Origin of the sequence: Streptomyces sp. NPDC006265 (assembly GCF_040613555.1) — a bacterium.
GTDB lineage: Bacteria > Actinomycetota > Actinomycetes > Streptomycetales > Streptomycetaceae > Streptomyces.
On the sequence record NZ_JBEXSH010000139.1, the window covers coordinates 1 to 13,927 of the forward strand.

Consider the following 13,927-nt stretch of genomic DNA (forward strand, 5'->3'; position numbering starts at 1 on the left):
GGCCTCATCGGCCCGCGTGAGGTGCCTCGCCTGTGGGAGCGGCACCTGCTGAACTGTGCGGTGCTCTCGGAGGTCGTGCCCGACGGTGTGACGGTGTGCGATGTCGGCTCGGGCGCCGGTCTCCCCGGCATTCCCCTGGCGCTGGTCCGCACCGACCTGAAGATCACGCTCCTGGAGCCGCTGCTGCGGCGCACCAACTTCCTCACCGAGGTCGTGGAGCTGCTCGGCCTCGACCATGTGACCGTGGTGCGGGGCCGGGCCGAGGAGGTCATGGGGAAGATCCAGCCCGTCCATGTGGTGACGGCCCGAGCTGTCGCCCCGCTCGACCGGCTCGCCACCTGGGGCATTCCGTTGCTGCGGCCGTACGGGGAGATGCTCGCGCTCAAGGGCGACACCGCCGAGGAGGAGCTGAAGAGCGCGTCGGTGGCGCTGAGCAAGCTGGGTGCAGTGGAGACGTCCATCCTGCATGTGGGTGAGGGCGTGGTGGACCCGTTGTCCACCGTCGTGCGGGTGGAGGTCGGGGAGAGCCCTGGCGGTGTGCGCTTCGCTGCGAAGCGCGCCAAGGCGGCCCGCACGGGGCGGACGCGCCGTCGGCGCTGAGCTGATCCGTTCCGACGACGCGGATCTGTTCGGGCGCTGCCTTATCCGTCCGGGCACCCGCCGATCTGTCCAGGGGGCGCTGATCTGTCTTCGCCGCACTGATCCGTCCTGATGCCGAGACGTACTCCACACAAGCTGCCAAACCTATGCATGCCGGAGTGTCGCGACAGTCCAGCCACGGCTGCTGTGCATCGTGTTTCACGTGAAACGTCGCTCACTGCTGCACGGCATCATCAGTCGTGGCCGCGCTGCGGCCGAACCCCGCGACCGAAAGCCTCTTGGTTCACTCGATGAGGGACCTGAGGTATCCACAGAGGTGGATTTCTCCACAGAACGCCAGGCCTCACTGGTTCACGACCCCGAAGACATGGGAGGCTCTGTTCATTGCGAGCCTGAAGTCGAGGAGAGTGAATCCTTGCGGTCCGACGCCAACATCGCGGGACCGATGACCGATCCGGTCCCCGGTCCCCGTACCGAGTCGATGGGGGCGGATGTTTCACGTGAAACACCGCCTCCGATGGACGACACTCCCATCGGTCGTGCTGCCCAACTGGCGGTGGAGGCTCTGGGTCGTGCCGGCGAGGGCTTGCCACGGCCCGAGCAGACCCGAATCATCGTGGTCGCCAACCAGAAGGGTGGTGTGGGCAAGACGACGACGACCGTCAACCTTGCCGCATCACTGGCGCTGCACGGTGGCCGGGTCCTGGTGGTCGACCTCGACCCACAAGGCAATGCGTCCACCGCGCTGGGCATCGACCACCACGCCGAAGTCCCTTCCATCTACGACGTGTTGGTCGAGAGTAGGCCTCTCTCCGAGGTCGTCCAGCCGGTTCCCGATGTCGAGGGTCTCTTCTGCGCCCCTGCCACGATCGATCTCGCCGGTGCGGAGATCGAGCTGGTGTCCCTCGTGGCGCGGGAGAGCAGGCTGCAGCGCGCGATCCAGGCGTACGAGCAGCCGCTGGACTACATCCTCATCGACTGCCCGCCCTCACTCGGTCTCCTGACGGTCAATGCGCTCGTGGCGGGTCAGGAAGTTCTGATCCCCATCCAGTGCGAGTACTACGCACTGGAAGGCCTCGGACAGCTGCTGCGCAACGTCGACCTGGTGCGGGGGCACCTCAACCCCGCCCTGCATGTATCGACCATCCTGCTCACCATGTACGACGGCCGGACGCGCCTCGCGTCCCAGGTCGCTGAAGAGGTGCGCACCCACTTCGGCGACGAAGTGCTGCGAACGAGCATCCCCCGTTCCGTCCGTATCTCGGAGGCGCCGAGCTATGGGCAGACGGTTCTGACCTACGATCCAGGATCGAGTGGTGCCCTCTCCTACCTTGAGGCGGCACGCGAGATCGCGCTGAAGGGCGTTGGCATCAGCTATGACGCCACGCACGCCCATATCGGCGTACAGCAGAACGACCCGAGCATGGTGGAGGGTATCCAGTGAGCGAGCGACGGAGGGGGCTGGGCCGTGGTCTCGGCGCACTGATCCCTGCCGCACCGACGGAGAAGTCGGTGGCGCAGGCTGCGGCGGGGAACGCTACGTCCACATCCCCGGCGGCGGTGCCTCTGCTGCCGAACGATCGTGGGGTGGCCGCGGCGAAGGTAGCGACGCTGCCGACTGTTTCACGTGAAACAGAGGAGCCGGCGCAGCCGAGTGCTCCTGCCCTGCCTGCGGCTCCCCTCGGCGCGCACTTCGCCGAGATCCCGCTCGACTCCATCACGCCGAACCCGCGTCAGCCACGTGAGGTCTTCGACGAGGATGCACTGTCCGAGCTCATCACCTCCATCAAGGAAGTAGGACTCCTCCAGCCGGTCGTCGTACGGCAGGTGGGTGTCGACCGCTATGAGCTCATCATGGGTGAGCGCCGCTGGCGGGCTTGCCGCGAGGCTGGGCTGGAGGCGATCCCGGCGATCGTGCGGGCCACCGAGGACGAGAAGCTCCTCCTGGACGCACTGCTGGAGAACCTGCACCGTGCCCAGCTGAACCCGCTGGAAGAGGCGGCCGCCTACGACCAGCTGCTGAGGGACTTCAACTGCACGCACGATCAGCTGGCGGACCGCATCGGCCGATCCCGCCCGCAGGTTTCCAACACCCTGCGTCTGTTGAAGCTCTCGCCGGCCGTACAGCGCCGGGTGGCCGCCGGGGTGCTCTCCGCCGGTCACGCGCGGGCACTGCTCTCCGTCGAGGACTCGGAGGAGCAGGATCGGCTGGCTCACCGCATCGTGGCCGAGGGCCTCTCGGTGCGAGCCGTCGAGGAGATCGTGACCCTGATGGGGTCGCGGCCTCAGAAGGCTCAGAAGCCCAAGGGCCCGCGCGCCGGTACCCGCGTCTCTCCGGCACTGTCCGACCTCGCCACACGGCTCTCGGACCGTTTCGAAACGCGGGTGAAGGTCGACCTGGGGCAGAAGAAGGGCAAGATCACCGTCGAGTTCGCGTCGATGGAGGATCTTGAGCGGATCCTCGGCTCACTCGCTCCTGGCGAGGGGCCGGTCCTGCAGAAGAGTCTCTCGGAGGGCGACTCCGAGGAGAGCGAGTCCTGAGCCTCCAGCATGGAGCCTGTGCTGTGCAGGCAGACAGAGCGAGCCGTGTCCGGTGTGTGCCGGAACGTGGCTCGCTCTTTCCTTTCTGGCGGTATCGATGGAATCGCTTCGTGGATACGATGCGTCAGGTACGGCGCAACCACTCGGCAGCACCTGTGAGAGGGAGGCAGGGGCCATGCGAACCATGAGCCGCACCGGACTGGTGAGCGCCGGTTTGGGGCTGGGAGCGGTCGGTGGATTCATCGGCGGTCTCCTCAAGGAACGGAGCGCTCTGACAGCCGCCCGCGACGCGGTGGCGGGCGAAGGAAGCGAGGAACAGCCTTCATGGGCCGCCGGCTCGTACCGCTCACGCTGGACAACCTCCAGGACCTTCCCAAGCGTTGTCGCTCGTGTGTCTTCTGGGAGCTCGACCCAGTCAGCGGTGAGGCCGCGGTAAAGGAGGGCACGTCCGCTCCGGAGAAGGAAGCCTGGATCTCAGCGGTTCTGCTGGACTGGGGATCCTGCGGCCGGGTCGTGTATGTCGACGACGTGCCGGTGGGCTATGTGCTGTACGCCCCACCCGCCTACGTCCCACGCTCCACGGCGTTCCCCACGAGTCCTGTCTCGCCTGACGCGGTGCAGCTGATGACCGCGTTCATCGTGCCCGGCTACCAAGGGCAGGGACTGGGCCGAGTAATGGTTCAGACGGTCGCCAAGGATCTGCTGCGACGTGGCTTCAAGGCGATCGAGGCCTTCGGAGACGCACGCTGGAAGGAACCCGCCTGTGTGCTGCCCGCCGACCATCTTCTGGCAGTGGGCTTCAAGACGGTCCGCCAGCATCCCACCCATCCGCGGCTGAGACTGGAACTGAGGTCGACGCTCTCCTGGAAGGAAGACGTCGAGATGGCCTTGGACCGGCTCCTGGGAGCCGTGCAGAAGGAGCCGGCGCTGCGACCTCTGTAGAGCAGACAAACGAATGGGCCAACCCTTCCGGGTTGGCCCATTCGTGTTTCACGTGAAACACGCACCGGCGGCGCGACAGTTCAGCCGATTCACTCGGCGATGAACTCCTCGAGGTCGCGAACGATCGCGGCCTTCGGCTTCGCGCCCACGATGGTCTTGGCGACCTCGCCACCCTGGTAGACGTTCAGGGTCGGGATGGACATGACGCCGTACTTGGCGGCCGTACCCGGGTTCTCATCAATGTTCAGCTTGACGATCTCGATCTTGTCGCCGTACTCGGAGGCGATCGCCTCGAGGGACGGCGCGATCTGGCGGCACGGACCGCACCAGGCGGCCCAGAAGTCCACCAGAACAGGCTTGTCGCTCTTGAGAACGTCCTGCTCGAAGGAGTCGTCGGTCACATTCTTCAGGGTGCCGGCCACGGCGGGCTCCTTAACTGGTTGGTGCGTGGGGCGGGTAGGGGGAGGTCAGACGGAGGTCTTCTCGGGCTCGGGCTGCTCCTCATCCGCCAGGGCGGCGAGGTAGCGCTCGGCGTCGAGAGCTGCGGAGCAGCCGGTCCCGGCCGCGGTGATCGCCTGACGGTAGGTGTGGTCGACCACGTCGCCGGCGCCGAAGACACCGGTCAGGTTCGTGCGCGTCGACGGCGCGCTCACCTTCAGGTAGCCCTCTTCGTCCAGGTCGAGCTGACCCTTGAAGAGCTCGGTGCGCGGGTCGTGGCCGATGGCGATGAAGAGGCCGGTCACCGGCAGGTCCGAGATCTCACCGGTCTTGAGGTTGCGCAGCTTCAGACCGGAGAGCTTCGGGTCACCCTGGATCTCGGCGACCTCGCTGTCCCACACGAAGGAGATCTTCGGGTCGGCGAAGGCACGCTCCTGCATGGCCTTGGAGGCGCGCAGGGTGTCGCGGCGGTGGACGATGGTCACCGACTTGGCGAACCGCGAGAGGAAGGTGGCCTCCTCCATCGCGGTGTCGCCACCACCGATCACGGCGATGTCCTGGTCCTTGAAGAAGAACCCATCACAGGTGGCGCACCAGGACACACCGCGGCCCGACAGAGCGTCCTCGTTCGGCAGTCCGAGCTTGCGGTGCTGCGAGCCGGTGGCGACGATGACGGCCTTCGCCCGGTGCACGGTGCCGGCCGTGTCCGTGACGGTCTTGATCTCACCGCTCAGGTCGACGGTCACGATGTCGTCCGGTACGAGCTCGGCTCCAAAGCGCTCCGACTGGGCGCGCATGTTGTCCATGAGCTCGGGGCCCATGATGCCGTCCTGGAAGCCCGGGAAGTTCTCGACGTCGGTGGTGTTCATGAGCGCGCCACCCGCGGTGACGGCGCCCTCGAACACCAGTGGCTTCAGCGACGCGCGCGCGGTGTAGAGCGCCGCCGTGTAGCCGGCGGGCCCGGAGCCGATGATGATCACGTTACGGACGTCGCTCACGGCTTGTTTCCTCGTCTCTGGACTGCGTCGGTCGAGCGGTGGGAGTTCTCTAGGACCTCTCACCCCACCCAACGGATCCTAAGGGGCGCGCATTCCCGCTGTGTCCGGGCACACGGAGATGCGGCGCCCTGCGGTGACCCCGCAGCGCGAAGACGAAGCGTTCGCTCAGGCAGACGGGTAGCTGCGCTTCAGGAGCACCTTGCCGGCGGCGGTGGACGCCCCATGATCCACACAGGTCGCGTCAACGATGTAGGCGGTGACCCGAGTGGCGTCGGCGGCGTCGGGAAGCAGCACGAGCATGGCCTTCTTCCCTTGATAGGTGCCGTTCTCGGTGGCCAGGGCCGCGTCGTCGCGCCCGATGCCGTCGCGGACGCAGCCGGGCACTACGGCTTCCCTGAGGACCTTCGGCTGGTTGGTGCCGGGAGCCGTCGCCGCGCCGAAGGGAGTGCGGGAGCCGCCGCCCTTGGTCTTGTTCTCGGCCAAGAGACCGGTGACCTGCTGCTGAAGCTTCCCCTCGGAGAAGGTGTCCGCGGTCGTGGTCTGCCGTTCGCCCGCCGTGTCATGGGACGGCTTGTTGTCGCCGAGCGACGACAGCAGGACAGATCCCAGGCCCAAGGCGGCCACGGTGAAGACGGTCCCCAGGACGGCGATCCTGCGGCGTCCGATGCGCGTGCGGCTCTTGCGGCCCGGACCGGTGGTGGAGGACCGGGGACGGCCCGCAGGCCGGTTGGGGGGAGTCGATGTTTCACGTGAAACATGCGCATCGCTGTCGTCCTCGGAAGGGGAGCCGGGAGCGCTCACCGGCTCTGGACTCTCTGCGGTCTCCGGTCCCGCGGCGTTCAGCAGGGCCTCGGCGGCGAGAGCGGCATCGATGCGGCCCGCGACATCGGCAGGCATACGGGGCGGACCCGGCAACGTGCCGAGCAGCCCGCGGATCTCCTCCAGGGAGGCGTACACGTCCGCACAGAGCTCGCAGTCGTCCAGGTGCCGGCGCAGGTCGGTGCTCCGGGCCGGTGGGAGGAGCCCCTCGGCGAGGTCGGAGATCTCCACGACGTCCGGGTGCCCGGCCATGTCTGTCGTCGACGTCACGCTCGTCCACCTCCGCCCTTCACTGCAGCTGAGTCGCTCGGTCCTGTGTCCGGGGGTCCCGCTCGGCGTGGTCCCGCTGCGGGTGGGACGGCCGGCCCCTGCGTCCGGTTCCGTTCTCCGCCCGGGTTCTTGCCCTCACCGCTGTTGTCAGGCCGTAGATGGGTGAGCAGCGGCAGGAGTCTGGCCCTACCGCGCGCACATCTGCTCTTCACCGTGCCGGTCGGCACGTCGAGAATGCGGGCGGCCTCCGCGATGGGGTAGCCCTGCATGTCCACCAGGACGAGCGCGGCGCGCTGGTCGGCCGGCAGGGTCACCAGGGCTTCGATGAGCTGCCGGTGGAGATCGTTGCGCTCGGCGGGGGCCGAAGCCGACTCGTGCGGCTCCAGCAGCTGCTCAAGGCGCTCGGTGTCGTCGACGGGAGAGGTCTTCCGGGAGGCCGCCTTGCGGGCGCGATCCAGGCACGCGTTCACCGTGATCCTGTGCAGCCACGTCGTGACGGCCGACCGGCCCCGGAAGGTGTGGGCGCCCCGGTAGGCGGATACGAGGGCGTCCTGCACGGCGTCAGCGGCCTCCTCGCGGTCACCGAGCGTCCGCAGGGCAACGGCCCAGAGGCGGTCGCGATGCCGCCGCACGATCTCACCGAACGCGCCGGGGTCGCCTTCGACGTGCCGGGCGAGCAGATCCTGATCGCTCACTCCGTCATATCCGGTGCCGTCTGCCATCGGCCTCCTTCCTCGAGGCAGATGCCGTCAGCTGGTCACCTTGATGTCCGCCACCCTGCCGCGCCACTTGCCGTCGTCCGGCTGCAACGGCAGCTTCGTCAGCCACACGAGGAGGTACCGGCTCTTGAGTGACTTGCCGGGCTTGAGCTGGACAGTCGTCCCTGAGCCTTCGGCGACCTTGGAGTAGGCGTCCAGAGACGTCGGTTCCGAGCCCGCGTCCGAGCTCGCGCTGCGGAGCTCGACCGAGGTGTCCCCCACGAACCTGACGGTCACCTTCCCGACCTGCTGCGTCTTGCCCAGGTCGAGGATTATGCCGACGCCCGACTTGAGCCGGCCGAAGTCCGGGCTCAGGTAGAAGTCTGTCTGCCAATAGGTGGCCGTGCTGTTGTCGTAGACCTTCCCGATGTCGGACGACTTCTCCGCTTTATCCCCGAGAGGATCGAAGTCGCGGGCGGCGCTGATGGCGATCGGCTTGCTGATCGGCTTCTTCGGGCTCTTGTCGTTCCCGTCGTTCGTCTGCGTCTGGCCCGGGTCCTCGTTCTTGCCGCCCTGGTCCATCAGCGCGTCCGCCAGCTGCCAGCTGCCGAGGCCCAGCGCGGCGATCAGGAGCGCGGAGACGGCCCACTTCAGGGCCTTGCCCGTGCGGCTCTGGAGCGGAGGCGGCGGAGTCGGGACCGGCTGGGTGACGCCGGGACGCGGGGTCTGACGACCGTACGTGCCCTGCTGGTACGTCGTGCGCTGATACTCGGGCGGGGCGGTGAACGCCGGCTCCGGCGGGCGGATGCGGGGCATCTCGCCGATCGCCTTCACCAGCTCCTCCGGCGTGGTGCACGGCGACTCGTGCCGAGACGCGGTGGCGCCGTCGTTGACGAGCGCGCGCATGGAGAGCTCGGACAGACCGCGGTGCACCCCGGCCCGCACCTGGTCGGGCGGGATCAGGCCGATGTCCTTCGGCAGGCCCGAGAGGCCGTAGGCGTCGCTCTCGTACGGCCAACGCTGGGTGAGCGCCGCGTACAGCAGGGCGCCGATGGCCTCGGTGTCCGCGCGCTGCGGAGTGTCGGACGAGACGCCGCGCAGGGCGGCGTTGACGGCGAGGCCACGGATGCGCCACTGGCCGGTCGAGGCGCGCAGCACGGCGTTGGGGTTGAGCCGCAGATGGGCGAGACCCTCACGATGGGCGGCGGCCATGGCGGCGGAGACCTGACTGACCATCTGGTAGGCGTCGTAGGGCTCCAGGGGCCCGGAGGCGAGGAGCGTGGTCAGTTCCGTCGCGTCGGGAAGCCATTCGTGCACGACGTAGACGACGTCGTTCTCCTCCACCGCGTCCAGCACCTGGACGAAGCGCGGGTCACCCAGGAGGGCGGACGAGCGGGCGGCCGCCAGGACGGAGCGGGCCCGTGAGTGGTCGGCGGGCAGGATGTGCACCCCGACGGCACGGCGGAGCTTCTCGTCCACGGCACGCCAACTGCTGAAACCGTCCAGACGGGTGACGCACTCCTCGAGGCGGTAGCGTCTGGCGAGTTTGTGGCCACTGTGCAGTTCGGGCGGCGAGGTCGTTCCGGCACCGTCGGTCCTGGTGCTCTCCTGTACCTCGTCGCTGTCCGTGTCCCGCTCCCGGTTCTTGGCCACCCCGTCGGCCGTGGACTGGTCCGCCTGTGCGGTCAGCGACGTCTCGTCGCTGTTGTCTGCCACGTCGACGGCAGCCGTACTCCGTTCCGCCACCGTCGTTCCTGCCTCCCCATCCATTACGCGCCGGGCCGGCGTCCCATGCGTGCCGTCCGACGCCGAAACCAATTGTGCCCACAGTCCGCCGCTATGCACGACACGCGGTGGCTGACGATGGTTGTGCGCCTACCCCCCGACTCAGCGTCCCAGGCGTCCGCGGACCATGCCGACCAGCGAGTTGAGTTCCTCGATGCGCATGCGGCGGGCGGCGACGAAGAAGATCCCTAGCAGCACGACGCCGCCGGCCAGGACCGCGGCCAACGAGCCGGCCGGGCCCTGGCCGAGCGAGTGGCCGATGCCGTAGCAGGCCGCGCCGCTGAGCAGGGCGGCCGGGACCGACGCGATGCACAGCCGGGCGTAAGTCCGCAGGACGCGGGCGCCGTCGAGATCCCCGCCGAGCCGCCTGCGCAGCCGGCGCCAGGCGACGCCGACGCCGATCGCGTAGGCCAGGCCGTACGAGGCGGCCATGCCGACCACGGCCCAGCGGGAGGGGATGACGAAGAAGCAGATCGCCGAAGCGATCGCGTTGACCGCGGCCACGATGACCGTGTTGTAGAAGGGAGTTCGGGTGTCCTCGTAGGCGTAGAAGGCGCGCAGGACCACGTACTGCACGGAGTACGGGATCAGGCCGAGACCGAACGCCATCAGCATGAAGCCCATGTTGGTGGCCTCGCTGGTGCCAGAGGAGCCGAACATCAGCGTGCACATCGGGATGCCGAGGGAGAGGAATCCGAACGCGATCGGCACGATCGCGACCGCTGTGTTGCGCAGGCCCTGGGAGATGTCGTCGCGGACGGCCCCACCGTCGCCCTCGGCCGCCGAGCGCGACAGGCGCGGCAGCAGGGCGGCCATGAGCGAGACCGTGATGATGGCCTGCGGCAGGCCCCAGATCAGCTGTGCGTTGGCGTAGGCGGCGAAACCTGTGCCGTCGACCGGCGAGGCCTTGCCCGCCGCGGTGGACAGCTGGATGACGATCATGGCGCCCGCCTGGTTGGCGAGGACGAACAGGACCGTCCACTTGGCCAGCGTGACGGCCTTGCCGAGCCCCTGGCCCTTCCAGTCGAAGCGCAGCCGCAGCCGGAAGCCGGTCTCGCGCAGGTAGGGAATCATCGCGAGCGCCTGGACCACGAGGCCGAGCAGGACGCCGATGCCGAGCAGGCGCTGGCCCTCCGGCGGGATGTTCGCGGCCTTCATCCCGGAGTTGGCCGCGGTGCCGTAGACGTAGATGAACATGCCCAGCGTCACGATGATGACGATGTTGTTCAAGACCGGGGTCCACATCATCGCGCCGAACTTGCCGCGGGCGTTGAGGATCTGGCCCATCACCACGTGGATGCCCATGAAGAAGATGGTGGGCAGGAAGTACTGGGCGAAGGTGACGGCGACCTCGTTCGCGGCCGGATCGCTCGCCACCGGGTCCGACAGCACACGGATCAGGAGCGGTGCACCGAGGACGGAGAGCGCGGTGAGTCCGCCCAGCGCCACGATGACCAGGGTGAGCAGGCGGTTGGCGTACGCCTCGCCGCCGTCGTCGTCCTCCTTCATGGCGCGCACGAGCTGCGGCACGAAGACGGAGTTGAGACCACCGCCGACGGTGAGGATGTAGATCATCGTCGGCAGCTGGTAGGCGACCTGGAAGGTGTCACCCAGGAGGCCGACGCCCAGCGCCGACACGATCAGCGCGGAGCGGATGAAGCCGGTCAGGCGGGAGACCATCGTGCCCGCCGCCATCACGGCGCTGGACTTCATCAGGCCTGCGGCGCGGCCGCCCTTCTTCGGGGCGGAGGCGGCAGCGGGCTCGGGGTCCGGTGTCTCGTCCACGAGGGGCGGTACCGCCGCGGTCCGGCCGGGCTCCGCGTACTGCCCCTGCGGTGCGTACTGCCCCTGCGGTGCGTACGGGCCCTGCGCCATCTGCCCCGGGGCGGGGGACGGGCCGGGGACCGACGGCGAGTCGTAGGACGGGTGACCGCTGCCCTGCTGCTGGTCCCGGAAGAGGTGCGCGAACGCGTCCGGCTCCTGACGCGGTTCGCCCGCCTGGGAGACGAGGTCGTCCACGCCGACGAACTGGGTGGTGCGGGCGTCGTCGCCGTACGGCAGATGCCGCGTCGGGCCTTCCGGCTCCGGCGCGGGCGTTTGCGCCCACACCTGCGGGTCGGGCGCGTAGGGCGGCTGCGGCGGCTGGCCGTACATCGGCTGCTGCGGCTGGTACGTGCCGGGAGCGGGCGGTGGGTGCGCGGCGCGGTCGTAGAGCGCCTCGCCGACCGGGTCCTGGGCGGAGAGGTCCTGTGCCCGGTAGGGGTCCTGGCCGTAGGCGTCCTGGAGGTAGATGTCCGTGGGCGGCTGCGGCGGCACCTGGCCGTGCTCGGGCGGTGAATCCTCGGGTCCACTCGCGTCGGGGTAGCCCGAGTTGCCCGCGGCACGGCCGCGGTCACCGTCGTACGGCGCGTTCATGCTTACCCCACCTCATCGTCCCGGGCCCACCGGCCACGACTTCTCAACGGTCCACTCTCTCACCCGTGCCGGACGGGTCGGCGCTTTCCGCTGCGGTGTCCGGGGCCGGGTCACCCGGCTGCTCGGCGGCGTCCGACCGTGAGCCGGCCGCGGACTCCTCTGTGAGACGTGCATCGGAGGACTCCGGGTTCTGCGGAGCGTCGGCCTGGTCCTGCGGGCCGTCGCTCTCATCGTCCGCCTCGGCGGCGTCACGGGCGGCGGCGCGCTTGCGGTGGGTGTACATCCGGAACCCCGCGAGGACCAGGAGCAGTACGCCACCGCCGATGACCAGCATCACCGTCGGCGTGACCTCGGTGACCTTCACGTCGAAGGTGACCGGGGCACCGTACTTCTGCCCGTCCTCCGTATACAGCTGGGCGACGACCTCCGCCCGGCCGTTGGCGTTGGCCGACGTGGTGAACTTCACCGACTGGGCATGGCCGCCGTTGACGGTGACGTGCTGCTCCTCATAGGCGTCCCCGCCGATCTTCAAGCGCGTGGGGTTCTTCGACGTGAGCCGCAGCTCCAGGTGCTCGACACCCTGGACCAGGTTGTTCTGGACGGTCACGGGAATCATGGCGCTGCGGCCGGAGAGCTTGGTCTCCGACTTCTGGATCAGCTTGACCCCGTCGATGAGCCCGTTGAGGTACGACTCGATGCCATCGCGGTATCCCACGGCCGCGACGCCCCTGCCGCGCCACGACGTGGACATCTCGCGGTTCATGGCCCGCCCGAACGGGGTCACCACCCGGGACTGGCGGGTGAGGATCACCTTGAACTTGTCGAGCTTGCTGTGGGTCCTGGCGATCTGCTCGAAAGCGGCCCGCGGCAGCTCCTGCTTGCGCAACGCGGAGGGATACGCGGAGGCCGACGGCACCCTCGTGTTGGCCGACGGGTCCGGCTTGGCCTTGGCGGCGGCCGTGAGGTCCTGCGACTCGGACCAGCCCCCACCCTGGAGGGCTCCCAGAGCTTCGGCCATGGCCTGTGCCTGGCTCACGGACGGCATGCGCTGCGGGGCGACGACGACGCTGCGCTGCTTGCCGGTCTGCAGGCCGAGCGTGAGGCTCTGGGCCAGGAAGCGCTGCACGGCGAGTGTGGAGGCGGAGGCCTTGGTCAGGTCGCCCTGGAAGGCCGTAGACATCCGGGAGTCCGCGACGACGGCCGTGGTCCCGCCGCCGATGGGCCGGGCCGCGGAGGGCGTGTACGACAGGTTGTCCTGGAGGCTGTCGCTGCGGGTGATCACCTTGTCGGCGCCCGCGGATGTGGCGACCTTCACGATCGACGGGTCGACGGCGCCGTCCACCGGCCAGACGAAGTCCGTGGACGGTTTCACATGAAGGATCGTGTCCACCGTCTCGTCGGCGACGTCGGTGGCCTCCTTGAGGTGGCCCAGGGAACCGGTGACGTTCGTGCCGTTGTGGGCGAGGGAGGCCAGGTCCGGGTCGCCGAACGGCAGGGCGGCCACCTCTTCGCCGGTGACCGCCTGCTGGAGCTCGGCCAGCCAGTGCTTGGCGACCTCCTGGTTCCTGCCGGGGGTGGTACTGCCGTCCGCGCCGCGGACCTGGTAGCTCCGCGTCATCGCGTCGACGGACGCCAGCAGGTCCGGGTCGACCACCCATGTCACGTCGAGGCCCTTGCCCAGCGACACCATCTGGTCGAGGCGGCCGCCCGGGGCGATCTCCTCGGCGAGCTCGTCATCACGGAAGACCGGTGTCTGCTGCTCGTTCGACCCCGTCTCGGCCGCCATGTGGGCGCTGGAGACGAGCGGCCACAGGAAGGTGGTCTTTGTCTTGGTGCCGGCTTCCTCCGGCTGCCACGGAAGGAACGTGCGCTGGATGCCGAGAACCTGGCCCCAGGGCCGCGCCGAGGTCTCCCCGGAGAGCGAGACCGCCAGCTGGTAGACGCCGTCACCGCCGAGATCCAGCTTGTCGGCCGGGACGGAGATGCTGAAGGGCTCCGCGACACCGGGGGTGAGCGCGGAGTACTTCTCGGTGTACTTGCCGCCGACCTTCTCACCGGAAGGGCCCTGGAGGTCGTCGCTCTTCTTGGCGAGGGTGTAGATCGCCGAGCGGGTCTGGAGAGGGGGCCCCACCTGGAGGTCGAGGTGGGCACCGGTGACCGTCTGCTTGCCGTTGTTGGTCACCGTGCCCGACACGGTGATCGTGTCCCCCTCGGAGGGGGCGCTGGGGGTGAGCGAATCGACCGCGACCGATACCGAGCCCGCGTCGGCGGCAGCCTGCAGGGACTCCTGCCCGGCGGCGTCCGCCGGCGGGGGGGGGGGGCCCGGGGGGGGGCCCGGCCCCAGCGGCGCGCCGGGGGGGAGTGCCCCGGGGCGGCGCAGCCCGCGGCGGGGCGGGGTGGGCCTGGTTGCCTGGTAGTCTT

General features: G+C 69.0%; 11 protein-coding genes. 4 read left to right on the plus strand and 7 right to left on the minus strand.

Features of this window, described 5'->3' with window-relative positions; genetic code table 11:
- The 4 genes from rsmG to ABZ281_RS14310 all read left to right on the plus strand — a co-directional run.
- Positions 1-600: 16S rRNA (guanine(527)-N(7))-methyltransferase RsmG (gene rsmG / locus ABZ281_RS14295; RefSeq protein WP_356655356.1), on the plus strand; the 600-nt coding region annotated here is incomplete at its 5' end.
- A 367-nt stretch (positions 601-967) separates the two neighbouring features.
- On the plus strand, positions 968-2,044 hold the full coding sequence (locus tag ABZ281_RS14300; protein ID WP_282572876.1) for a ParA family protein: 1,077 nt from the start codon (positions 968-970) through the stop codon (positions 2,042-2,044).
- Complete coding sequence (locus ABZ281_RS14305; protein WP_356655358.1) at positions 2,041-3,141, plus strand: ParB/RepB/Spo0J family partition protein; 1,101 nt, start codon at positions 2,041-2,043, stop codon at positions 3,139-3,141. The genes ABZ281_RS14300 and ABZ281_RS14305 overlap by 4 nt, the downstream gene beginning before the upstream one ends.
- Positions 3,142-3,465: 324 nt before the next feature.
- A complete protein-coding gene (locus ABZ281_RS14310) occupies positions 3,466-4,083 on the plus strand; it encodes a GNAT family N-acetyltransferase (RefSeq protein ID WP_031102672.1) in 618 nt (205 codons plus the stop codon).
- A gap of 89 nt (positions 4,084-4,172) precedes the next feature.
- Here the strand turns inward: ABZ281_RS14310 and trxA are convergent, their stop codons facing one another.
- From trxA to ABZ281_RS14345, 7 genes are all read right to left on the minus strand, one after another.
- Positions 4,173-4,505, minus strand: a complete 333-nt coding sequence (gene trxA, locus ABZ281_RS14315) for a thioredoxin (RefSeq protein WP_030847066.1) — start codon at positions 4,503-4,505, stop codon at positions 4,173-4,175.
- 45 nt (positions 4,506-4,550) lie between these two features.
- Positions 4,551-5,519 (minus strand): thioredoxin-disulfide reductase, encoded by a 969-nt coding sequence (gene trxB, locus ABZ281_RS14320; protein WP_356655360.1) that lies wholly within the window; start codon positions 5,517-5,519, stop codon positions 4,551-4,553.
- A gap of 165 nt (positions 5,520-5,684) precedes the next feature.
- Positions 5,685-6,608 (minus strand): hypothetical protein, encoded by a 924-nt coding sequence (locus ABZ281_RS14325; protein WP_356655362.1) that lies wholly within the window; start codon positions 6,606-6,608, stop codon positions 5,685-5,687.
- The gene (gene sigM, locus ABZ281_RS14330) at positions 6,605-7,330 is read right to left on the minus strand and encodes an RNA polymerase sigma factor SigM (protein WP_356655364.1); all 726 of its coding nucleotides are present in this window, start codon (positions 7,328-7,330) and stop codon (positions 6,605-6,607) included. Before sigM ends, ABZ281_RS14325 begins: the two co-directional genes overlap by 4 nt.
- 27 nt (positions 7,331-7,357) lie before the next feature.
- Complete coding sequence (locus ABZ281_RS14335; RefSeq protein ID WP_356655366.1) at positions 7,358-9,052, minus strand: protein kinase family protein; 1,695 nt, start codon at positions 9,050-9,052, stop codon at positions 7,358-7,360.
- A gap of 141 nt (positions 9,053-9,193) precedes the next feature.
- Positions 9,194-11,506, minus strand: a complete 2,313-nt coding sequence (gene murJ / locus ABZ281_RS14340) for a murein biosynthesis integral membrane protein MurJ (protein WP_356655368.1) — start codon at positions 11,504-11,506, stop codon at positions 9,194-9,196.
- 43 nt (positions 11,507-11,549) lie between these two features.
- Positions 11,550-13,927, minus strand: a 2,378-nt coding sequence (locus ABZ281_RS14345) for a DUF6049 family protein (protein WP_356655370.1), incomplete at its 5' end; no start/stop codon positions are given.

Coding starts and splice junctions, on each gene's coding strand:
- murJ (WP_356655368.1), bottom strand. CDS start 11,506: ATGAACGCGCCGTACGACGGTGACCGCGGCCGTGCCGCGGGCAACTCG.
- ABZ281_RS14310 (WP_031102672.1), top strand. CDS start 3,466: ATGGGCCGCCGGCTCGTACCGCTCACGCTGGACAACCTCCAGGACCTT.
- sigM (WP_356655364.1), bottom strand. CDS start 7,330: ATGGCAGACGGCACCGGATATGACGGAGTGAGCGATCAGGATCTGCTC.
- ABZ281_RS14300 (WP_282572876.1), top strand. CDS start 968: ATGGGAGGCTCTGTTCATTGCGAGCCTGAAGTCGAGGAGAGTGAATCC.